This is a genomic window from Listeria tempestatis (assembly GCF_963575625.1).
GTDB classification, from domain to species: Bacteria; Bacillota; Bacilli; order Lactobacillales; family Listeriaceae; genus Listeria; species Listeria tempestatis.
Window position 1 is genome coordinate 69,801 of sequence record NZ_CAUYTK010000001.1, and the last position, 21,644, is coordinate 91,444.

A 21,644-nucleotide genomic window follows, 5' to 3' on the forward strand; every position below is an offset into this window, starting at 1 on the left:
GGAGAATGAAAATGGACTTAAATAAACATCAAAATCGTAAATTTGATCTTATAGCTATCGGGCGAGCGTGCATTGATCTAAACGCAGTAGAATACAATCGTCCTATGGAAGAAACGATGACGTTTTCAAAATATGTAGGTGGTAGCCCAGCGAATATTGCTATTGGAGCCTCAAAATTAGGATTAAAAGCAGGATTTATTGGGAAAATTCCAGATGATCAACACGGTAGATTTATTCAAGAATATATGACTGGAGTAGGGGTAAATACCTCGGGAATGGTGATTGATAAGGAAGGGCATAAAGCGGGCTTAGCATTTACTGAAATTAAAAGTCCTGAAGAATGTAGTATTTTAATGTATCGTGATCAGGTGGCTGATTTATATTTAGAACAGGATGAATTAGATGAAGCTTATATTGGCGATGCTAAAATGCTTCTTGTCTCCGGGACGGCTCTAGCAAAAAGTCCATCGCGAGAAGCAATCTTAAAAGCTATCCAATTAGCGCGTAAACATGATTGTCTTGTAGCCTTTGAGCTTGATTATCGACCATATACATGGGTGTCTGAAGAAGAAACGGCTGTTTATTATTCGCTTGTTGCAGAACAAGCCGATATTATCATCGGAACACGTGATGAATATGATATGATGGAAGGGAAAGTAGGCGGTGAAAACGCAGAAACAATTTCTCATCTATTTCAACATAACGCCAAGCTTATTGTTATTAAACACGGTGTAGAAGGCTCCTTTGCTTATACGAAACAAGGCGAAACGTTTCAAGCGGGGGTTTATCAAACGAAGGTGCTAAAAACTTTTGGAGCTGGCGATTCTTATGCTTCTGCTTTTCTATATGCTTTATTTACAAATAAAAGTATTGAGACTGCGCTTCGTTATGGTAGCGCTTCTGCATCGATTGTAATTAGTAAACATAGTTCTTCGGATGCTATGCCTACTGCAAACGAAATTGAGACGCTAATTGAAGCGCAAAAATAATAGTCAGGAGGTTTCGCGTGTGACTTTAGAAAAAGTGCGCTTAACAACAGCGCAGGCGCTAGTGAAATTTTTAAACCAACAATATATTGAATTTGATGGTGAAGTTATGCCCTTTGTAGAAGGTGTTTTTGCAATTTTTGGTCACGGGAATGTAGTAGGAATTGGGCAAGCACTTGAAGAACATCAAGGTCATTTGAAAATTTATCAAGGAAAAAATGAGCAAGGAATGGGGCATGCAGCGATTGGTTTTGCGAAACAAAATAATCGAAAAAAGATCTTCGCTTGTACAGCTTCAGCTGGGCCTGGCAGTGCGAATTTTGTAGCAGCTGCTGGAACGGCACTTGCGAATAATATTCCAGTTTTATTTTTACCAGCAGATACATTTGCTACTCGTCAACCTGATCCAGTACTCCAACAGCTTGAACATGAGTATAGTGCTGATGTCACGACAAATGATGCACTGCGTGCCGTATCGCGCTACTGGGATAGAGTAGAGAGGCCAGAGCAATTAATGAGCGCTTTAATTCGGGCATTTGAAGTGATGACAGATCCTGCGACAGCTGGTCCAGCAACAATTTGTATTGCTCAAGATACAGAAGGAGAAGCATATGATTATCCAGTTGAATTTTTCAAACAAAGAATTCACTATGTGAATAGAAGAATGCCAACAGAACGAGAATTAAAAGGGGCGGAAGAAGCTATTCGTGCGAGTAAACGTCCAGTTATGATTGTTGGAGGTGGCGCACGTTATTCAGGTGCTAGAGAAGAATTGATAGCTATTTCTGAAAAACATCAAATTCCAATTGTTGAAACACATGCGGGTAAATCGACAGTTGAAAGTGATTTTCCTAATAATTTAGGTGGAAGCGGTATTCTAGGCACACTTGCAGCAAATAAAATAGTTCGTTCGGCAGATCTTGTTATTGGAATCGGTACACGTTATACAGATTTCACAACTAGTTCCAAAACGGCTTTTAATTATGAACAAACTAAATTTTTGAATATCAATGTAAGTCGCCCACAAACATATAAATTTGATGCATTTCAAGTTGTAGGTGATGCTAAAGTGACGTTACAAGCGTTAAAGATGCGATTAGGTGATTATAAAGCGACCTATGGCGATGAAATTGAAGCGGTAAAAGCAGAGTGGAATAAAGAGCGTAATCGCCTTTCAAACACGAAGTTTACACGCGAAAATTTTGAACCAGAAATTAAAAATCAATTTGGTAATGAAATTTTAAACGAGTATGCGGATGCTTTAAACACAGAGTTTACGCAAACAGAGGCGCTTCTAACAATTAATGAAGTGGTAGATAAGGATAGTATCGCTCTTACTTCTGCGGGGTCACTTCCTGGTGATTTGCACAGGCTTTGGAACCCTCTTGTACCTAATACGTATCATCTAGAGTACGGCTACTCTTGTATGGGGTACGAAATTAATGGTGCGCTAGGGGCCAAAATGGCTGAACCGGAAAAAGAAGTTTATTCCATGGTGGGAGATGGAAGCTTCAATATGCTACATTCTGAACTTTTGACTTCATTGCAGTATGGGCACAAAATTAACATTATGTTGTTTGATAACTCTGGATTTGGCTGTATTAATAACTTGCAAATGGAGAACGGAAGTAAGAGCTTTTACTGTGAATTTCGGGATAAAAACGACCAGATTTTGAATGTCGACTATGCCAAAATAGCAGAGGGCTACGGCGCAAAGGTATATCGGGCGAACAATAAGGAAGAACTTACAAAAGCACTTCTCGATGCAAAAAAACAAACGAGAACAACGCTAATTGAAATGAAAGTATTGCCAAAAACAATGTCAGATGGCTATTTGGGCTGGTGGAATGTAGGGGTTTCAGAAGTTTCCGGAAAAGAAAGTATTCGGAATGCATACGCTGCAAAACAAGATATGCTCAAAAATGCCCGCTTGTATTAAAAAAGGGGGAATTTGATGGCTTTTGTATCCATGACATATTTATTAAAACAAGCTAAAAAAGATGGCTATGCCGTTGGGCAATTTAATTTAAACGGTCTTCTATGGGCACAAGCCATTTTAAGTACTGCTGAACGTTTGAAATCTCCAGTTATTCTAGCTTCCAGTGACCGAATTGTTGACTATCTAGGCGGCTTTAAAACCATTGTGCAAATGGTACATTCTTTAATGGAAGAAATGAAGATAACCGTTCCAGTTGTCCTTCATCTTGATCACGGGCAAACAGTCGAACGCTGTATAAATGCCATTGATGCAGGATTTAGTTCAGTAATGTATGATGGATCTAGTTTACCCATTACAGAAAACATTTTAAATACGAGAAAAGTGACGGATTATGCACACAAGAAATTTGTTTCCGTGGAAGCAGAAGTTGGTTCTGTAGGTGGGATGGAAGACGGACTAATTGGTGGCATTAAGTATGCTGATTTGGAAGAATGTAAAAGACTTGTTAAAGAGGCAAATGTGGACGCACTTGCGGCGGCGCTTGGTTCGGTGCACGGTAAATATCAAGGGGAGCCGGTTCTCGGTTTCCCCGAAATGAATGCTATTTCAGAGGCCATTCAAATTCCGTTAGTTTTGCACGGCGCATCAGGAATTCCTTCCAATCAGCTTAAAAAAGCAATTCAATTTGGGCATGCTAAAATTAATATTAATACGGAATGTAACCTTGCATTTCGCGAAACACTGCAAGAAACTTTGCTTGAAAATCCAGATGTATTTGAACCACGCGCTTTACTTTTGCCAAGCATGGTTGCCATTCAAAATGTTGTAGAAGAAAAGATGCGGGAATTTGATTCAGTTAATCGAATTTAGTGCGACAAAAAACGTGCCAGGTGGCACGTTTTTTAGTTATTCATAATGACGTAAAGTGTCCATATAATTTTTTCCTTTTAAAGCATATTCCAAAGGGTTGGCGATTTTTGGGTCTTGCTCAGCTTCAATGACAATCCAACCTTTATAATGATGAGCAATTAGGTAATCATAAATAGGCGCGTAATCAATAACACCGTCGCCTGGCACGGTAAAAAGACCATGCAAGAAGGAATCTAAGAATGATTTGTGTTCTTGCTTGCAAGTGATTAATTTATCTGTTCGAACATCTTTAAAGTGAACATGAGCAATGCGATTAAAGTGTTCATATAAAAGGGCGGTCGCATCATTATCGGATACAAAAATATGCCCTGTATCGTAAAGTAAATGGACTTTTGTGGGATCAGTTGTTTGCATCAAGCGATCAACTTCTTCTTTTGTTTGCACACCTGTCCCCATATGATGATGAAATGCTAATTTTAAATCGTAGCTACTAGCAATTTCGCCTAAAATATTCAGCCCTTCTGCTAAATTAGCCCATTCCTCATCTGTAAAGGAAGGTTTTTCTGTATAGACGCATTTTTCTGTACCTTGGATGCTATAAGTTTGTTCAGAATAAACGGCAATATCTGCGTTAACCGCTTTCAAAAAGGCACAATGTTTATGAAACTCATCCGCCGCTTTTTGGACACCGTCGCGAATAATATAACCGCTAAACCACTGACCAATTAAACGTGTGTTTCGAAGACTCAATTCTTTATTTAGTTCTTTTGCGTCAGTAGGGTAGCATCCACCAACTTCTGTTCCTTCAAAACCAGCAAGTACAGCATCGCTTAAAATCTGTTTATATGTATTTTCCTTGCCGATTTCTGGAATATCATCATTCCGCCATCCGATTGGAGCAATCCCAATATGAATATCTGTTACTTCCGTCGCCATGTGTAGCACTCCTTTTTGATAATATTTTGGTATCATTGCGAATTAGATACTTTTGTTAATATTTATTCTAGCTTATTCTCTTATTTTAGCTGAAAATAAAAATTAAATCAAGTAACTTTTGGTTAAATTTAATCAAAAGTTAACAAAAAGTATTGTAAAAGTGACCAACATTTATTATAATAGAAATTGTTAAGAATGCGCTTACAAAAAAGGAGGAATCGAGATGAGAAAAATAAAAACAGGTATTGTTGGTTTAGGACGTCTCGGGAAAGTTCACGCAACGAATATCGTAAATTATGTAAATCAGCTAGATCTTATTGCGGCCTGTAGTGTTGTGGAGGAGGAATTACAATACGCATCTTTAAATTTAGGGGTGGAAAAACTATATGAAAGTTTTGAAGAAATGATTGATCAAGCAGATATTGAAGCTGTTATCATTGTTTCACCCTCAAGTTTACATACGAAACAAATTGAGTATGCCTTTAAAAAAGGAAAACATGTTTTTTGTGAAAAGCCGATAGGATTAGATGTGAAAGAAATTGAACAAGTTGAAGAGTTTATAGAAAAAAGAAAAGAGCAGGTATTTATGCTTGGATTTATGCGCCGATTTGATGAATCCTATCGATACGCTAAAGAACTGGTTGACCGTGGGGATATTGGTGAAATTACACTTGTTCGTTGCTACGGAATCGATCCAAGTTCGGGGCTCCCTAGTTTTGTTCAATTTGCGAAAAACAGCCACAGTGGAGGATTATTTATCGACATGGCAATTCATGATATTGATTTAGTTCGATGGTTTACAGGGCAGGAAGTAAAAGAAGTGTATGCGATTGGGAACAACTTCGCTTATAAAGAACTTGCAGAATATGGGGATACAGAAACAGGTGCTGCGCTTATGAAACTTTCTAATGATGCGATTGCAATTCTAGTCTCAGGACGAAATGCGGCCCATGGTTATCACGTGGAGACTGAAATCATTGGCACAAAAGGAATGCTCCGCGTTGCTCAAGAACCTGAGAAGAACTTAGTGACTATTTTTGATGAAAAAGGAGTGCGGCGTCCCTGTTCAGAACATTTCCCGGAGCGCTTTAAACAAGCTTTCATTAGCGAATTAAAGGAATTTGCTAAATGTATCATAGAGAAACAAGTTTCAAGTGTTAGAGCGAAAGACGGACTTGAATCAACAAAAGTTGCCCTTGCCTGCACAAAATCATTTGAAACAGGAAAACTTGTGGCATTGGAGGATGAAACAAAATGAATTTAGACGCGCGATCAAAAAGAAATTTAGCTATTTTTGCACTTATTTCAACTTTTGGGGGACTTTTGTTTGGGTATAACACTGGAGTCATGAACGGGGCTCTTGAATTTATGCGTCTACCATCTGAGCTAGATTTGTCACCCGTAACAGAAGGATTAGTTACAAGTTCAGTCACATTTGGTGCGGCGTTTGGCGCTTTAATTGGAGGGAAGCTATCCGATAGCTTTGGTCGCAAAAGAGTTATTTTTTATCTAGCCATTGTATTTTTCTTAGGTTCTATAGGATGTGCGATTGCACCGAATGTTCCTTTAATGATTATGGCGCGACTTTTACTTGGTTTAGCAGTTGGCGGGGCATCAGTTATTGTTCCAACGTTTCTAGCAGAAATTTCGACGGCAGAAACAAGAGGACGAATTGTCACACAAAATGAATTAATGATTGTAGCAGGCCAGTTTATCGCATTTTTAATTAACGCTGTTCTTGGCACAACGTTTGCTGATAATTCACATATTTGGCGCTATATGTTAGCTGTGGCGGTTATTCCTGCGCTCATTTTGTTTTTTGGGATTATTCGCGTTCCGGAGTCACCACGCTGGCTTTATTTAAATAAAACAAAAGAAAAAGCACTTGCCTCTCTTATGAAAATTAGGACAAAGGAGGCTGCTAATGAGGAATTAAATGTCATTGATATTTCACTAAAACGTGAAAAGCAGGCGCCAAAAGCTACTTTTGCTGATTTAAAAACCCCGTGGATTCGGCGGATTGTTTTGATTGGTATTGGACTTGGCGTAACGCAGCAATTAATTGGGATTAACATCATGATGTATTATGGTACTACGATTTTACAAGAATCTGGCTTTGCTTCAAGCGCTGCGCTTATTGCTAACGTGGCGAATGGCTTTGTTTCCGTCTTGGCCGTTATTATTGGGATTAGCATTATGCATAAGGTAGATAGAAGAAAACTGATTTTAACGGGGATTACATGTACAACGCTTTGTATGTTACTCATTACAGTGGCGCAATTTGCCTTTCCAACTGCCGCCTTCTTACCTTATTTAGTTATTATCCTAACTGTTCTTTTTATTGGCTTCTTCCAAGGTTGTATTGGTCCGATTACATGGCTTTTACTTTCTGAGATTTTCCCGCAAAAAGTGAGAGGGCTTGGGATGGGAATTTCAACTTTCTTCCTTTGGATAGCAAACTGCCTTGTAGCACTAGTATTCCCTATTTTACTTGCTGCAGTTGGCCTTGCCTATACGTTCCTTATTTTCACGATTTTTAATATTTTATCTTATATTTTCACCTATAAATATGCGCCTGAAACACGTGGGAAAACGCTGGAAGAAATTGAACTTGATTTTAAATTTGGTGATAAGTTCAAAGAAAATCTTGTAAAAGATGAACTAGAATAGTTATATAATAAAGAGATGCCTCGCGGTATCTCTTTATTTAGTCTGATTTTTGATTTTACTTTATTTATAGCGGCTATTATTTTAAAATAATTGTAAGGCGAGGGCGTTAGTGTAAAAATTAGTTAGGTTGTATTATGTTTTGTAACCGAATACATAATTGTTTTAAAACGTGCTATTTTTTAGCTAGTAAATGTCGTGAAGCCTATTTAACAACTGAATGATATGGTTTTATACTAATTAAAGAGGTGACTTAAATGGCAAAAGTAAAATGTGAATTTTTTTCAGAGGTTCTTGGCATTTCAACATCGATGACAGTACTCCTTCCTGAGGTTGGAGAAAATCGAATTGGTATGGCAGGAGCAAAAAAACAGGAAACTTATCCTGTTTTGTATTTATTACATGGGCTTTCTGATGATGATAGTACGTGGACACGTCGGACGGCGCTTGAGCGCTATGTGGCTGAACTTGGTATTGTGGTTGTCATGCCGAATGGGTATCGCGGATTTTATACGAATACGAAAACTGGCGAGAAGTATTTCGACTATATTGCGAATGAAATACCAAGTTTAGCGCAACATTACTTTCCAATTAGTAGAGAGCGAAATGAAACGTTTGTTGCGGGGCTATCAATGGGCGGTTATGGGGCCATGAAATTAGCACTCCTTTTTCCGGAGCGGTACGCTGCAGCAGCTAGTTTTTCTGGTGCTTTAGACATGGAAAGTTACTTAAAAGAGGTTTCAGGAGATGCGGCTCGTGAGAAAAATAATACGTTTGGGACGGCGGCGGATTTTGCTGGAAGTGAAAACGATCTGTTTGCGCTTGCGAAAAATGTGTCAGAAGATGCGCCTAGACTGTATCAGGCGTGCGGGACAGAGGATTTTTTATATGTGCATAATCAAAACTTCCACAAGTTTATCACGGCGGAGACGAACTTACAGCTAACATACGAGGAAGGTCCAGGTAGCCATACATGGGATTATTGGGATGTGCAAATTCAGAAGGCGTTGCGGTTTTTCTTCGAGTAAATTAATTTTCTTTTATGATAGAAATAAAACACCATTGATAATTTATGAAAATAAATTGTTAATGGTGTTTTTTATATAATGCAACAATTTTCTTGAAATTTGAATTTTTGTGCAATAATTGTTAAAATAAAACTAAAAAAGGAGAGGGAGAGATGGATGAATTTATTGAGTTGTCACGTCAAATAAGGGTAAGAGAAGAAAAAAATAGAGATTTAGAGATGCAATTACTTGAAAAAAAGAAAGAGTTAGAAGAGCTGAATTTTGGGAGACAGAAGCAAATTGAAACGCAAAACAAGTTAAATGAATTTCAATACAGAAGGAAAAAACAGTATCAAAATCTTTACAATTCCTCAAGTAAGATAAAATTTTCAGGGAGCCAATCTTTAAATATGTTAAATCTACTTCATGGGCAAAAAGCAATTGATACAGAACATTCAATTAACAGAGGGATTGAAAAAATTGATTTTGAAATTGAAAGAGTTCAAAATGAAATCGCTTTCATCTGGACGCAAATTGGAATTACCGATACTTCAATTAACGATTTATACTACAAGCGAAACCAAATGAGTAATTAGATTTTTGAGGAGGACATCTAGATGGGGAGTAAAATTGGCTACGATATTATCGTAAACGAAGATAATTGTAAACAAATCGGCGAGACATACATGAGCTACGCAGAAGCTTTTGAAGTGAAGTTGGAAAATTATATAGCTTCTTTAGATAGAATATTAGATGGAGCTGTGAAATCTGGTAAAGTGGCAAATAATTTAGAAATATTTAGCGGTGAATGTAAAAATTTAAAAACTATGCTTAATCAAATGAGTGAAGAAGCTAAAAATGAAATAAATAGTTTTGTTGCTGACATTGATGCAGCGGATAAAGAGCTTTTTTAAGGGGGGGAAATTGGTGGAAGAAATAAATATCAATCCAGAAGTTTTAACTGCAGAAATAACGGTATTAAATAATTTGCTACAAGAAAAAATAGTTACTTCTTGCATGATGAATGCAAATAAAGGGAAAACTGCGGAACAAATAGAAACTATTTTGAGAGAGTATACGGGCTTAGAGGAAAACCTTAATTTATTGATTCAAAACACAATAACTTTCCTTGAGAATGCAAAGGATTCAATGATAGATGTTGATGAAAAGAGTGCAGAAATTTTGGGGAGAATGATGGAAGGGGTACATTAACGTGGCTGATAAAATTCATGATTTTTCTGAAGAAAGTATTGAGAATATTGAAAGTATCGTTAATGAGATTGAAGATGATGGTCAACTAGGTTTTTTTGACTGGATTGGAGACTGGACAATTTCAATTCCTGAAATAGATCAAAGTAGATCTAACTTAAATGAGTATCATAAAGCTGTAATTGACAAACATGATGTTGGTAGGATAGAGTTTGAAAATATTCAAATGAGTGTTAAGACAGTGGATGAATACTATGAAAGAAAACTAATTGGTACGAGAGATGAAGTGATGAATTTTAATAAAAAGTTACATGAGGTCGCGTTATTAATTACTCCGTCAGTTATGAGTGTTGATTCTGAATCATTTAAAAAATTCACAGCCGATATAAATTTGATTTTTAGTTCAAAAACAAAGAAAGAAGTTTTTAATGAGAATGGCGATTTTGGTGCTAATCAAGGTGGACCTAAGAAAACTTGGGATAGTTTGAAGTATACTTCATCGGAAGAAAAGGAATTTTTCAGACAGATGATTATTAACAGAATTGGAAGGTATATGACGGATGAAGAAATTACTGAGTATGTTAACAATTTAAATTATGAGGGATGTGGTTATGCATCAGCTGTTAATGTGATTTTAAATAAATTTAAAGGACGTGAAGATGAGTTTGAGGAAAAATTTGGTATTCCTTATTATGATGAACAGGGAGATGTGAATTTTGATGAAATTTTAATTGATTTTTATCATAATGAAAACGATTTACGTGACTTACCTTTTACTTCCAATGAATTTTACTTTCCTCATCCAGGCGTCCTAGCCGGTGATTTACAATCAAATATTAACAAATATTGTGAAGATCACGGTGTATCCATATCAAGCAGCGTGGAGAGTATTTATTCAGAAGATGAAATTAGAGAACGTCTGAATAAAGGTGAAACAGTCTTGATGTCTTGCTATTTTAATAAAATGACATTGATAAATAAAGATGGAAGTGAGTATGGCGATGTCGGTTGGCATACAGTAACAATTGTCGGTTTTGATGAGAGTAAAGGACAATTTATAATTTCTTCTTGGGGAAGGCAATTTTATTTGGACAGCTTACCTGTAGTTGCTGATATAATAGGTTATCAATGATTGGAGTGGTGTAATGAAAATCTTATTCCTAGCTATCATGGTCATCATTTTTATATGTATACTTGGCATGATTTTTATTAAAAGCAGGCAGAAGAAAAAATGGGTTTTATTTTCTGGTATACTTTTTTTGATAGTTTTTGCCACGATTAGTTTTGTTTCATATGAAAATAAAATGCAGAAAAAAGAAGTTATAAATCATTATTTTACATATTTTAATGAAACTTTCCATTTCCGCGATAGTCAAAGTTACTATAGTATTGAGAAAGACAATAAAAACTCACCAATTATGTTTCTAACATTTGATCAATACAACAAAAAATGGAGTTTTTCAAACGATGCACTAATAGGTGAAGTGCGTGAGGAAAGAGGAATAAAAGCTCTTCGTAATCATATTTATCCGCACTATCTTGCTTTTGTTCTTTCCGACTTTTTATACTCAAAAAATGCAGGTAATGACTTCAAGCAAATTGAAAGCTATTTGAATGAACATGGATATAAATTTTATTGGGATAGTCAAAGTTATCGTGTATCAGAAGACTATGGTTATGAATTATATAATGAGTCAAATGATTATGGTATTCGTTTAAAAGGAGAAAAACAAAATGTTTCAACGCAAGACGAAAAAAAGTTTTATTCTGGGAGAAAGATGGAAAACTTTGATTACTATGAATACATGGATTTCTTTGATTACCATATTTCTCTAAAAGGAATTTACTATCCAGGTGATAACAACACATCTGAAATTGATCCGGTTTATTTAAATAACTTGATTCAACAAGAAATGACTAATAAACAGTTAACAATCGAATTAACTGAGAAAAAGCCGTAAATTTGCGTAATTGAGCCGTTTGTGATATGATTACTTATGAAATACTACGATAACTCAGCTAAGAGTGGGCATTTGCCCACTCTTTCGTTTTGCGAAAAGCAAGCGAGCGAGAATCTAGAAGGAGGCTGAAATGAGTAAAGTCCTAGACCAAGTAGAGTCCATCGTAAAGCCTATTACGGAAGAGCTCGGCTTTGAACTTGTCGATTTAGCTTTTGAAAAAGAAGGGAAAAACTGGTTCCTACGTATCTTTGCTGATAAAGAAGGTGGCATTGATATTGATGATTGCGCTTTGATTAGTGAACGGGTTAGTGAGAAGCTAGATGCAGCTGATCCGATTTCTGAAAACTACTTTTTAGAAGTATCATCACCAGGTGCTGAACGCCCTCTAAAAAAAGAAGCTGATTTTGAAAATGCTATAGGAGCATATGTACATGTGACCTCTTATGAGCAAATTGAAGGTCGTAAAATGTGGGAAGGCACACTAACTGCATACGATGGAAATGCATTAACTGTTGAGATTATGGATAAAACACGCCAAATTACATGTGTGATTCCAAAAAACAAAGTTGCAAAAGCAAGACTTGCGATTAAATTTTAAAATTAAATAAGGAGTGAGCAAAAAATGAGCTCAGAACTACTAGATGCTCTTCATGTTTTAGAACATGATAAAGGAATTTCGCGTGATGTCATTGTGGAGGCAATTGAAGCTGCCCTTGTATCCGCCTATAAACGAAACTTTAACCAAGCCCAAAATGTTCGGGTGGAACTAAACTTAGAAAATGGATCAATTCGCGTTTTCGCTAGAAAAGATGTTGTAGATCAAGTATTTGATTCACGTCTTGAAATTTCACTTGAAGAAGCACACAATTTAAATCCAGTTTATAAAACAGGGGATGTTGTGGAGCTTGAAGTTACGCCAAAAGATTTTGGCCGAATTGCAGCACAAACGGCAAAACAAGTGGTGACACAACGAGTTCGCGAAGCTGAACGTGGCATTATCTATGATGAATTTATTGACCGCGAAGATGATATTATGACGGGGATTGTCGAACGCCAAGATTCACGCTTTATTTATGTGAACTTAGGTAAAATTGAAGCGATTTTATCTCAAAATGAGCAAATGCCAAATGAAACGTACCGTGCACATGACCGTATTAAAGTTTATTTAACTAAAGTTGAAAAAACAACAAAAGGTCCGCAAATTTTTGTTTCAAGAACACATCCAGGACTATTAAAACGTCTTTTTGAGATGGAAGTTCCTGAGATTTATGACGGTATTGTAGAAATTAAATCTGTTGCACGTGAAGCGGGCGATCGTTCAAAAATTTCGGTATATACATCAAATCCAGAAGTAGATCCTGTTGGTGCATGTGTGGGACCTAAAGGGGCACGTGTACAGACCATTGTAAATGAACTCAAAGGCGAGAAAATTGATATTGTCGAATGGTCAGATGATCCGTTCACTTTTGTTGCAAGCGCCCTTAGTCCTTCAAAAGTGTTGGATGTTATTGTGGACGAGGAAGAACAAGCAACAACGGTTGTCGTGCCTGACTATCAACTTTCACTTGCTATTGGGAAACGTGGTCAAAACGCACGTCTTGCTGCAAAATTAACTGGCTGGAAAATCGATATTAAGAGTGAAACTGTCGCGCGTGAAATGGGTATCTACCCTCGCGAAGGTACACCAATCTTGGAAGAAGAATCACCAGTTTCTGACGATGAAGAATAAAAGGAGAAACCAAAATGCGTAACAAAAAAATTCCACTTAGGAAATGTATGGTTACAGGGGAGCGTTTGCCAAAAGGTGAGCTCCTTAGAATCGCGTACTCGAAAGAAGGAACGCTAACGATTGATCCTACTGGAAAAGCACCTGGACGTGGTTTTTATATTAAAAAGGATGTAACAGTTGCAAAGAAGGCAAAGCAAAAAAATGCGCTTTTTAGAGGTCTTAAAATAGATGAGCAGGAAAGCTTTTATGATGAACTTATTTCATACTTAAAAGCGGCAGAGGATGCAAATCATGAATGATAAGGCACTTGCACTTCTCGGACTTATGAATCGTGCGAAAAAATTAACGACCGGAGAAGAATTAGTTTTAAAAGCAGTTCGAAGCGGAAAGGCAAAATTAGTCATTATCGCTGAAGATATTTCAGAAAGAACGGCGAAAAAAATCCATGATAAATGTGAGTACTACGAAGTGACTGTTAGACAAGTTGGCACACGAGATGAATTAGGAGGTGCCATTGGAAAAGAGTCGCGAGCAATTATTGCAGTACTGGATGCTGGATTTGCAAAAAAACTAAAAGAACTCCTCGGTTGATTACCTAATGGAGGTGTACGGCATGAGTAAAATTCGTGTATATGAGTACGCAAAAAAACAGCAATTGTCGAGCAAAGAAGTCATTGAAAAGTTACGAAGTTTGGGTGTTGAAGTCGCTAATCATATGTCAACGATTAATGATAACGCACTTAGACAACTTGATGAATCTTTTTCGAAAAAAAATCAGCCTGTAAATGAAGCAAAGCAGAGCACAGGAACAAGTAAGGAGCCAAATAAACTGAATAAACAAGAAAACAAAAAACCAGCGAGTCAAAATCGTGCGGAAAAACCGCAAACAAATACGCAAAATAAAACGCAAGCTCAGGCGAGTCGTGGGACTCAAAGCGGGCAGAGTGCGAACCGTTCTAACAATCAGAATAATAATTCTGGCGGTAATCGGAACAACAATCAAGGTGGAAAAAATAGCAACCAAAATCGTGGTGGAAAAAATAATAACCAACGTGGTGGATTTAATAATCAAAATCGTAGTGGGAAAAATACGAAACGAAAAGGTAAAACAAATTACAGTACGACACCACCAACTCCGCCAAAACCTAAGGAGCTTCCAGAAAAAATCGTTTTCAGTGAATCTTTAACGGTTGGCGAATTGGCGAAAAAATTATACCGGGAACCATCAGAAATTATCAAAAAGCTTTTCCTACTTGGTGTTGTTGCCACAATTAATCAATCTTTAGACAAAGATGCTATTGAACTTATTTGTTCAGAGTACGGTGTTGAAGTAGAAGAAGAAATTAAAGTGGATATTACGGACTTAGATGTTTATTTTGAAAATGCAGTTGAAGAAGATGCCGGGCATTTAGAAGAACGCCCGCCAGTTGTTACAATTATGGGGCACGTTGACCACGGAAAAACAACACTTCTTGATTCTTTGCGTAATACAAAAGTAACGCTTGGCGAAGCAGGCGGTATCACGCAACATATTGGGGCTTATCAGCTTGATGTTCGCGGGAAGAAGATTACTTTCCTAGATACACCTGGTCACGCGGCCTTTACTGCGATGCGTGCACGCGGGGCCCAAATTACGGATATTACGATTCTTGTTGTAGCTGCTGACGATGGTGTTATGCCGCAAACGATTGAAGCAATTAACCATGCAAAAGCTGCTGGAATGCCGATTATCGTTGCTGTAAATAAAATCGATAAACCACAGGCTAATCCTGATCGCGTCATGCAAGAATTAACGGAATATGAGCTTATTCCAGAAGACTGGGGCGGCGATACTATTTTCGCACCAATTTCAGCGAAGTTTGGTGAAGGTTTAGACAACCTTTTAGATATGATTTTACTTGTATCGGAAGTAGAGGAGTTAAAAGCTAACCCTGAACGTCGTGCGATTGGTACAGTTGTCGAAGCTGAACTTGATAAAGGTCGCGGTTCTGTGGCGACACTTCTCGTTCAAGATGGGACGTTAAATATTGGTGATCCAATTGTTGTCGGAAATACGTTTGGACGCGTTCGTGCAATGGTGAATGATTTAGGTCGTCGTGTGAAAAAAGTGGGACCAAGTACGCCAGTTGAAATTACTGGTTTAAATGGTGTCCCACAAGCGGGTGATCGGTTTGTAGTCTTTGAAGATGAAAAGACAGCTCGTAGTGTCGGTGAAACGCGTGCATCAAAAGCTCTTCAAGAGCAACGTTCAGCGACAAATCGCGTCAGCCTAGACAACTTATTTGAACATATGAAAGCTGGCGAAATGAAAGAAGTTAACGTCATTATTAAAGCAGACGTTCAAGGTTCCGTTGAGGCTCTTGCTGCATCACTTCGCAAAATCGAAGTAGAAGGTGTGAATGTTAAAATTATTCATACAGCAGTAGGTGCAATTAATGAATCCGATATTACATTAGCGGCTGCATCGAATGCAATTGTCATCGGCTTTAACGTTCGACCAACGACTCAAGCTCGTGAAGGTGCCGAAAATGAAGGTGTAGATATTCGTTTACACCGCGTTATTTATAAAGCAATTGAAGAAATTGAAGCGGCGATGAAAGGAATGCTTGATCCAGAATATGAAGAAAAAATCATTGGGCAAGCACAAGTTCGCCAAACATTTAATGTGTCTAAAGTTGGTACGATTGCTGGCTGTTATGTGACAGATGGTAAAATTACACGTGACAGCGGAGTCCGCTTAATTCGTGATGGTATCGTTGTATTTGAAGGTACGCTTTCTACATTGAAACGCTTCAAAGATGATGCAAAAGAAGTAGCTAAAGGATTTGAATGTGGGATTACAATTGAAAACTTTAATGATATTAAAGAAGACGATGTGATTGAAGCATTTGTAATGGAAGAAATCGAAAGAAAATGATCATTTATAGTGCCGCTCTAACATTTCATATTTATGAAGCCCAAAATTTAAAAGAAAAGCGTGCCGTATTACAACGCGTTTTAATGCGCGCACGCCAGAAATTTAATGTTTCTATGGCAGAAATAGGCTTTCTTGATAAGTGGCAGCGCACGGAAATTGGTTTTGTGATTGTCGGAAGTTCGCGTGTCCAAACGGAAAAGGAAGGTCAGGAAGTGCTACGCTTTCTAGACTCCTTTCCCGAATGGGAGCGCCTTTTGACGGACATTGAATGGTTATGAGGTGAACAAAATGAGTTTGAGAGCAGATCGTGTTGCGGAGCAAATGAAGAAAGAACTCGGCGACATTTTAAACCGAAAATTAAAAGATCCTCGTCTTGGCTTTATCACGATTACAGATGTAGAAGTGACGGGTGATTTGCAACAAGCGACGGTGTTTATTTCAATTTTAGGGAACGAAAAAGAGCGCGAAGATACGCTACTTGCGCTTGAAAAAGCACATGGCTTTATTCGCTCTGAAATTGGCAAGCGAATGCGCCTACGGAAAGTACCAGAGCTTCTGTTTGAAATGGATAGCTCGTTAGAATACGGTAATCGTATTGACGAACTTTTAAGAGATTTAAATAAAGGTGAATAACTTTTTAGAGGGGCGCTTTTTGCCTCTCTTTTTGCGAAAGGAGGACTTTTTATGGAAGGAATCATTCCTTTATTTAAGGAGCGCGGCATGACGAGTCACGATTGTGTCTTTAAACTGCGCAAAATCTTAGGAACAAAAAAAGTCGGACATACAGGAACGCTTGATCCAGAAGTCGAAGGAGTATTGCCGATTTGTGTTGGTCGGGCAACAAAACTTGCTGAATACATAACGGATGAAGGGAAAGAGTATGTGGCGACAGTTTCACTCGGAACAAGCACGACAACAGAAGATGCAACGGGTGAAGTTGTGTTAAAAAAGGAACTTCAAACGGCAATCTCGGAGGAAAAATTAGTTGATGTTTTGGCTAAATTAACAGGCGACATCGAACAAGTTCCGCCCATGTACTCTGCTGTAAAAGTAAATGGCAAAAAACTTTACGAATACGCACGTGCTGGGGAAACTGTGGAGCGACCAAAACGCATCGTGCAAATTTATGCGCTAGAAAGGCTCGATTCTGGTGAACTGACTGCCGAAAATGCTACGTTCCAAATCCGCATCGCTTGCGGGAAAGGGACCTATATTCGTACATTAGCAGTGATGATTGGCGAACAACTTGGCTTGCCGGCTCATATGGCAACGCTCGAACGCACAAAAAGCGGTTTTTTTGAAAAAAAAGATTGCCTGACTTTAGCAGAAATTGAAAAACAAGTCAGCGACAACCGTTTTGACTTCCTCGAACCTCTTGAAAAAGGCATTTTTGATATGCCGCAGCTCGAATTAAATGATGTGCTTTATAAAAAAGTACTAAATGGTGTGGTACTCGAAAAGGCGCTTTTTGATGCGCCAAACGGAAATTTGTTTGCCATGATGCGAAACAACAAATTGGTTGCCATTTATAAGCCCCACCCAACTAAAACGCATCTTTTAAAACCTGAAAAAGTTATCGAATTAAGAGATGGTCCGCTAAACTAATTTTTTGCCAAAAAGGTGAAAAATAGATATGATATGTAGGAAATGTTATGAGTGAAAAGGAGATTTCATGGAAACTATTTTTATACATCACCCTAATAATATGTTAACTTCAGAATTGAAACCGAAAACAATCGCGCTAGGCTTTTTTGACGGTGTTCATCGCGGACATCAGGAAGTCATTTTGCGCGCCAAGGAAATCGCGAAAGCGAACAATGAACTTTGTGCAGTCCTCACTTTTGACCCGCATCCGTCTGTTGTGCTAAGTAAAATGCGAAAGAAAGTAAAATATTTGACCCCGTTGGAGGAAAAAGAAGAAAAAATAGCGGCACTTGGTGTTGATATTTTATACGTGGTGCGTTTTACGGCTGCTTTCTCCGAGTTGTCACCAGAAGAATTTGTCGAACAATATTTAGTTGGACTAAATGCCAAACATGTTGTGGCTGGCTTTGATTATTCGTACGGCAAAAAAGGTGCTGGAAAAATGAGTGATTTGCCTGAATATGCAAATGGACGTTTTGATGTCACTGTTGTGGATAAACAAGAAGCTTTTAAAGCGAAAATTAGCTCAACAAATATCCGCAATTACATTGAAAGCGGCGAATTAGACGAGGCAAATGAACTTCTAGGATACCCGTATAAAGTTCGCGGCACAGTCATTCACGGTGATAAGCGTGGGCGCACGTTAGGCTTTCCGACAGCAAACATGCGTATTGACGGTGATTACCTCATTCCAAAACTTGGAATTTATGCAGTGAAATTTATTGTAAACGGCGAAACCTATCATGGCATGGCAAGTATTGGTTACAATGTCACTTTTAAAACGGACCAAGAGCTTTCCATTGAAGTGTATATTTTAGATTTTGACCGCGAAATTTACGGTGAAAGTGCAGAAATTGAATGGTTCCATTTCTTCAGACCTGAAATGAAGTTTAGTGGAATGGAAGGCCTAATTGAACAGCTGAAAAAAGACGAAGAGAACACCCGTCGTTATTTCGCAGGAGGAAGTTTGATTTAACTTGATTTTATTCCAAAATTAGTGTATCTTTAAATCTGTACGACAAGAACCTTTACTTGGCTGTTGCGAGTCACCGGCGCATAGCTCAGTAAGTGGGGATTAGAAAATTTAGGAGGTGGAGTTAAATGGCTTTAACTCAAGAACGTAAAAACGAAATCATTGCTGAATACCGTGTTCATGATACGGATACAGGTTCGCCGGAAGTACAAATTGCTGTACTAACTGCAGAAATCAACAGCTTAAATGAGCATGTTCGTGTACACAAAAAAGATCATCATTCTTACAGAGGTTTAATGAAAATGGTAGGTCACCGTCGTAACCTACTTACTTACCTACGTAAAAAAGATGTTCAACGTTACCGCGAACTTATTAAACGTTTAGGTTTACGTAGATAATAACGAAACCAAGAAAAGCGGGGAACGATTTTTGTCTCCCGCTTTTTTATTAAGAAAAAAGAGGACGATTTTTTATTTATCGCATGAATCCAAAAACGTGCTAAAAACAGTTTGCCTGAGTAGTAGGTTTTTGGATTCATGCGTGCCCCGCACTCGGGGTGTGCATGAAGCATTCTTATGCATGGTAAAGGAAAACGTTCTCTAAAAAAGGAGAATGATTTATGTCAGAAAAACAAGTATTTCAGACAGAGCTTGCAGGAAAGAAATTACAAATCGAAGTAGGACAATTAGCAAAACAAGCTAGTGGAGCAGCACTCGTACGTTACGGCGATACAGTTGTCCTGACCGCAACAGTTGGATCAAAAAAACCAAGACCAGGAGATTTTTTCCCGCTAACGGTAAACTATGAAGAAAAAATGTACTCTGTTGGTAAAGTGCCCGGCGGATTTTTAAAACGTGAAGGACGCCCAAGTGACCGTGCAACACTAACTGCACGCCTTATTGACCGTCCCATTCGTCCGTTATTCGCCGAAGGATTCCGTAACGAAGTGCAAATTACATCGACTGTTTTTAGTGTTGACCAAGATTGCTCACCAGAAATGGCAGCCATGTTAGGTTCTTCCATCTCACTTTGCATTTCAGATATTCCATTTGATGGCCCAATTGCAGGTGTTGATGTAGGACGTGTTGATGGTAAATTTATTATCAACCCAACTATTGAAGAAGCTGAAAAAAGCGATATTTCATTAACTGTTGCCGGAACACATGAAGCAATTAATATGGTTGAAGCTGGGGCTAAAGAAGTATCTGAAGAAGCCATGCTTGAAGCGATTATGTTTGGACACGAAGAAATCAAGCGTCTATGCGAATTTCAACAAGAAATCATTAAAGCTGTCGGAAAAGAAAAACGCGAAATTGAGCTTTTTGTAACAGATCCAGAACTTGAAGAGGAAGTAAAAAGCTTAAGTGAAGCAAAAATGAAAGCAGCCATTCAAACTGAAGAGAAAAAAGCACGTGAAGCTGCAATTGAAGATGTAAAAGAAGAAATTTTAGAGGGCTATAAAGCAAAAGAGCTTGAAGATGAAGATGATGTTTTAGCAGAAGTCGCTCATATTTTGGAAATGATTGAAAAAGATGAAATGCGTCGTCTCATCTCACAAGAAAAAATCCGCCCAGATGGTCGTAAGGTTAACGAAATTCGTCCGTTATCCTCTGAAACTGGTCTACTCCCGCGTGTACACGGTTCTGGTTTGTTTACACGTGGTCAAACACAAGCATTAAGCATTTGTACGCTAGCGCCTCTTCGTGAGCATCAAATCATTGATGGACTAGGTGCTGAGGAGTACAAACGTTTTATGCACCACTATAATTTCCCGCAATTCAGTGTAGGGGAAACTGGTCCGCGCCGTGCGCCTGGTCGCCGTGAAATTGGACACGGAGCGTTGGGTGAGCGTGCACTTCAATATATTATCCCGTCTGAAGAAGACTTCCCGTATACAATTCGTCTTGTGTCTGAAGTTCTAGAATCCAATGGATCAAGTTCTCAAGCAAGTATTTGTGGTTCGACACTCGCTTTAATGGATGCTGGTGTACCGATTAAAGCGCCAGTAGCGGGAATTGCAATGGGGCTTGTGAAATTAGGCGATGACTACACAATTCTTTCCGACATTCAAGGTATGGAAGACCATTTTGGTGATATGGACTTTAAAGTGGCTGGAACAAGTGAAGGAATCACAGCACTTCAAATGGATATTAAAATCGATGGTTTGAGCCGTCAAATTTTAGAAGAAGCTCTTGCACAAGCAAAAGAAGGTCGTTTGCACATTTTAGAACACTTAATGAGTACAATTAGTGCACCGCGCACAGAGCTCTCTCTGTATGCACCAAAAATTGTTACAATGACGATTAAGCCAGATAAAATCAAAGATGTTATTGGACCTGGTGGAAAACAAATCAACCAAATCATTGAAGAAACTGGCGTAAAAATTGATATTGAACAAGACGGGACAGTTTATGTTGCTTCTCAAGATGAAGCAATGAATAAAAAAGCAATAAGCATTATTGAAGATATCGTTCGTGAAGTTCAAGTTGGTGAGATTTATACAGGAAAAGTTCGTCGTATCGAAAAATTTGGAGCCTTTGTTGAGTTGTTCAAAGGAACAGATGGTCTCGTGCATATTTCCGAGCTTGCTTATGAGCGTGTTGGTAAAGTAGAAGACGTTCTAAAACTAGGCGATGAAGTTACTGTCAAAGTTATTGAAGTCGATCATCAAGGTCGTGTCAATCTTTCACGTAAAGTACTTCTTGAAAAACCAGAAGGCTATGACGAGAAAAAAGCACAGGAGAAAAAAGACCGCCCAAGAAAACCTCGTTTTAAAAAAGATGAATCTAAATAAATAAAAAGCCAA

General features: G+C 38.2%; 23 protein-coding genes. 22 read left to right on the forward strand and 1 reads right to left on the reverse strand.

Annotation, left to right across the window (positions count from 1 at the left end):
- Positions 1-11: 11 nt before the first annotated feature.
- Genes iolC through fba form a run of 3 tightly spaced genes read left to right on the forward strand, consistent with a single transcriptional unit; the run spans position 12 to position 3,795 of the window.
- A complete protein-coding gene (gene iolC / locus R8923_RS00425) occupies positions 12-989 on the forward strand; it encodes a 5-dehydro-2-deoxygluconokinase (protein WP_485870787.1) in 978 nt (325 codons plus the stop codon).
- Between the two features lie 19 nt (positions 990-1,008).
- On the forward strand, positions 1,009-2,925 hold the full coding sequence (gene iolD / locus R8923_RS00430) for a 3D-(3,5/4)-trihydroxycyclohexane-1,2-dione acylhydrolase (decyclizing) (protein ID WP_485870788.1): 1,917 nt from the start codon (positions 1,009-1,011) through the stop codon (positions 2,923-2,925).
- Positions 2,926-2,940: 15 nt separating this feature from the next.
- Positions 2,941-3,795, forward strand: a complete 855-nt coding sequence (fba, locus tag R8923_RS00435; RefSeq protein ID WP_485870789.1) for a class II fructose-1,6-bisphosphate aldolase — start codon at positions 2,941-2,943, stop codon at positions 3,793-3,795.
- 36 nt (positions 3,796-3,831) lie between these two features.
- Here the strand turns inward: fba and iolE are convergent, their stop codons facing one another.
- Complete coding sequence (gene iolE / locus R8923_RS00440) at positions 3,832-4,731, reverse strand: myo-inosose-2 dehydratase (RefSeq protein WP_485870790.1); 900 nt, start codon at positions 4,729-4,731, stop codon at positions 3,832-3,834.
- Positions 4,732-4,954: 223 nt separating this feature from the next.
- On the opposite strand from iolE, the gene iolG reads away from it, so the two are divergent.
- The 19 genes from iolG (at position 4,955) to pnp (ending at position 21,632) form a co-directional block, all read left to right on the forward strand.
- On the forward strand, positions 4,955-5,989 hold the full coding sequence (gene iolG, locus R8923_RS00445; protein WP_485870791.1) for an inositol 2-dehydrogenase: 1,035 nt from the start codon (positions 4,955-4,957) through the stop codon (positions 5,987-5,989).
- On the forward strand, positions 5,986-7,401 hold the full coding sequence (locus R8923_RS00450) for a sugar porter family MFS transporter (RefSeq protein ID WP_485870792.1): 1,416 nt from the start codon (positions 5,986-5,988) through the stop codon (positions 7,399-7,401). Before iolG ends, R8923_RS00450 begins: the two co-directional genes overlap by 4 nt.
- A gap of 254 nt (positions 7,402-7,655) precedes the next feature.
- Positions 7,656-8,426, forward strand: a complete 771-nt coding sequence (locus tag R8923_RS00455; RefSeq protein WP_485870793.1) for an alpha/beta hydrolase — start codon at positions 7,656-7,658, stop codon at positions 8,424-8,426.
- A 152-nt stretch (positions 8,427-8,578) separates the two neighbouring features.
- Entirely contained in the window at positions 8,579-9,001 is a 423-nt protein-coding gene (locus R8923_RS00460) for a hypothetical protein (RefSeq protein WP_485870794.1), read from the forward strand.
- A gap of 21 nt (positions 9,002-9,022) precedes the next feature.
- A complete protein-coding gene (locus R8923_RS00465) occupies positions 9,023-9,319 on the forward strand; it encodes a hypothetical protein (RefSeq protein ID WP_485870795.1) in 297 nt (98 codons plus the stop codon).
- A 13-nt stretch (positions 9,320-9,332) separates the two neighbouring features.
- A complete protein-coding gene (locus R8923_RS00470) occupies positions 9,333-9,617 on the forward strand; it encodes a hypothetical protein (protein WP_485870796.1) in 285 nt (94 codons plus the stop codon).
- Position 9,618: 1 nt separating this feature from the next.
- Complete coding sequence (locus R8923_RS00475) at positions 9,619-10,746, forward strand: hypothetical protein (RefSeq protein WP_485870797.1); 1,128 nt, start codon at positions 9,619-9,621, stop codon at positions 10,744-10,746.
- Between the two features lie 13 nt (positions 10,747-10,759).
- Positions 10,760-11,575 carry a TIGR04086 family membrane protein gene (locus R8923_RS00480; protein ID WP_485870798.1) on the forward strand — a complete coding sequence of 272 codons (816 nt, stop codon included), beginning with the start codon at positions 10,760-10,762 and terminating at the stop codon, positions 11,573-11,575.
- Positions 11,576-11,705: 130 nt separating this feature from the next.
- Positions 11,706-12,173 carry a ribosome maturation factor RimP gene (rimP, locus tag R8923_RS00485; RefSeq protein WP_485870799.1) on the forward strand — a complete coding sequence of 156 codons (468 nt, stop codon included), beginning with the start codon at positions 11,706-11,708 and terminating at the stop codon, positions 12,171-12,173.
- Between the two features lie 24 nt (positions 12,174-12,197).
- A complete protein-coding gene (nusA, locus tag R8923_RS00490) occupies positions 12,198-13,304 on the forward strand; it encodes a transcription termination factor NusA (RefSeq protein WP_485870800.1) in 1,107 nt (368 codons plus the stop codon).
- Between the two features lie 14 nt (positions 13,305-13,318).
- Positions 13,319-13,603, forward strand: a complete 285-nt coding sequence (gene rnpM / locus R8923_RS00495) for an RNase P modulator RnpM (RefSeq protein WP_485870801.1) — start codon at positions 13,319-13,321, stop codon at positions 13,601-13,603.
- Positions 13,596-13,895 (forward strand): YlxQ family RNA-binding protein, encoded by a 300-nt coding sequence (locus R8923_RS00500; RefSeq protein ID WP_485870802.1) that lies wholly within the window; start codon positions 13,596-13,598, stop codon positions 13,893-13,895. Before rnpM ends, R8923_RS00500 begins: the two co-directional genes overlap by 8 nt.
- 22 nt (positions 13,896-13,917) lie before the next feature.
- Positions 13,918-16,221 carry a translation initiation factor IF-2 gene (gene infB, locus R8923_RS00505; RefSeq protein ID WP_485870803.1) on the forward strand — a complete coding sequence of 768 codons (2,304 nt, stop codon included), beginning with the start codon at positions 13,918-13,920 and terminating at the stop codon, positions 16,219-16,221.
- Entirely contained in the window at positions 16,221-16,499 is a 279-nt protein-coding gene (locus R8923_RS00510; RefSeq protein ID WP_369821475.1) for a DUF503 domain-containing protein, read from the forward strand. Before infB ends, R8923_RS00510 begins: the two co-directional genes overlap by 1 nt.
- A 10-nt stretch (positions 16,500-16,509) precedes the next feature.
- Positions 16,510-16,854 carry a 30S ribosome-binding factor RbfA gene (gene rbfA, locus R8923_RS00515; RefSeq protein WP_485870804.1) on the forward strand — a complete coding sequence of 115 codons (345 nt, stop codon included), beginning with the start codon at positions 16,510-16,512 and terminating at the stop codon, positions 16,852-16,854.
- 51 nt (positions 16,855-16,905) lie between these two features.
- Complete coding sequence (gene truB / locus R8923_RS00520; protein ID WP_485870805.1) at positions 16,906-17,826, forward strand: tRNA pseudouridine(55) synthase TruB; 921 nt, start codon at positions 16,906-16,908, stop codon at positions 17,824-17,826.
- 67 nt (positions 17,827-17,893) lie between these two features.
- Complete coding sequence (locus R8923_RS00525) at positions 17,894-18,841, forward strand: bifunctional riboflavin kinase/FAD synthetase (RefSeq protein WP_485870806.1); 948 nt, start codon at positions 17,894-17,896, stop codon at positions 18,839-18,841.
- 125 nt (positions 18,842-18,966) lie between these two features.
- Positions 18,967-19,236 carry a 30S ribosomal protein S15 gene (gene rpsO / locus R8923_RS00530; protein ID WP_003719603.1) on the forward strand — a complete coding sequence of 90 codons (270 nt, stop codon included), beginning with the start codon at positions 18,967-18,969 and terminating at the stop codon, positions 19,234-19,236.
- 221 nt (positions 19,237-19,457) lie between these two features.
- On the forward strand, positions 19,458-21,632 hold the full coding sequence (gene pnp, locus R8923_RS00535) for a polyribonucleotide nucleotidyltransferase (RefSeq protein WP_485870807.1): 2,175 nt from the start codon (positions 19,458-19,460) through the stop codon (positions 21,630-21,632).
- The last annotated feature ends 12 nt before the right edge of the window (positions 21,633-21,644 follow it).

Excerpts from the sequence above, each read along its gene's own strand:
- iolC (WP_485870787.1), top strand. The coding sequence starts at position 12 with ATGGACTTAAATAAACATCAAAATCGTAAATTTGATCTTATAGCTATC.
- fba (WP_485870789.1), top strand. The coding sequence starts at position 2,941 with ATGGCTTTTGTATCCATGACATATTTATTAAAACAAGCTAAAAAAGAT.
- iolE (WP_485870790.1), bottom strand. The coding sequence starts at position 4,731 with ATGGCGACGGAAGTAACAGATATTCATATTGGGATTGCTCCAATCGGA.
- iolG (WP_485870791.1), top strand. The coding sequence starts at position 4,955 with ATGAGAAAAATAAAAACAGGTATTGTTGGTTTAGGACGTCTCGGGAAA.
- R8923_RS00450 (WP_485870792.1), top strand. The coding sequence starts at position 5,986 with ATGAATTTAGACGCGCGATCAAAAAGAAATTTAGCTATTTTTGCACTT.
- R8923_RS00455 (WP_485870793.1), top strand. The coding sequence starts at position 7,656 with ATGGCAAAAGTAAAATGTGAATTTTTTTCAGAGGTTCTTGGCATTTCA.
- R8923_RS00460 (WP_485870794.1), top strand. The coding sequence starts at position 8,579 with ATGGATGAATTTATTGAGTTGTCACGTCAAATAAGGGTAAGAGAAGAA.
- R8923_RS00465 (WP_485870795.1), top strand. The coding sequence starts at position 9,023 with ATGGGGAGTAAAATTGGCTACGATATTATCGTAAACGAAGATAATTGT.
- R8923_RS00480 (WP_485870798.1), top strand. The coding sequence starts at position 10,760 with ATGAAAATCTTATTCCTAGCTATCATGGTCATCATTTTTATATGTATA.
- rimP (WP_485870799.1), top strand. The coding sequence starts at position 11,706 with ATGAGTAAAGTCCTAGACCAAGTAGAGTCCATCGTAAAGCCTATTACG.
- nusA (WP_485870800.1), top strand. The coding sequence starts at position 12,198 with ATGAGCTCAGAACTACTAGATGCTCTTCATGTTTTAGAACATGATAAA.
- rnpM (WP_485870801.1), top strand. The coding sequence starts at position 13,319 with ATGCGTAACAAAAAAATTCCACTTAGGAAATGTATGGTTACAGGGGAG.
- R8923_RS00500 (WP_485870802.1), top strand. The coding sequence starts at position 13,596 with ATGAATGATAAGGCACTTGCACTTCTCGGACTTATGAATCGTGCGAAA.
- infB (WP_485870803.1), top strand. The coding sequence starts at position 13,918 with ATGAGTAAAATTCGTGTATATGAGTACGCAAAAAAACAGCAATTGTCG.
- rbfA (WP_485870804.1), top strand. The coding sequence starts at position 16,510 with ATGAGTTTGAGAGCAGATCGTGTTGCGGAGCAAATGAAGAAAGAACTC.
- truB (WP_485870805.1), top strand. The coding sequence starts at position 16,906 with ATGGAAGGAATCATTCCTTTATTTAAGGAGCGCGGCATGACGAGTCAC.
- R8923_RS00525 (WP_485870806.1), top strand. The coding sequence starts at position 17,894 with ATGGAAACTATTTTTATACATCACCCTAATAATATGTTAACTTCAGAA.
- rpsO (WP_003719603.1), top strand. The coding sequence starts at position 18,967 with ATGGCTTTAACTCAAGAACGTAAAAACGAAATCATTGCTGAATACCGT.
- pnp (WP_485870807.1), top strand. The coding sequence starts at position 19,458 with ATGTCAGAAAAACAAGTATTTCAGACAGAGCTTGCAGGAAAGAAATTA.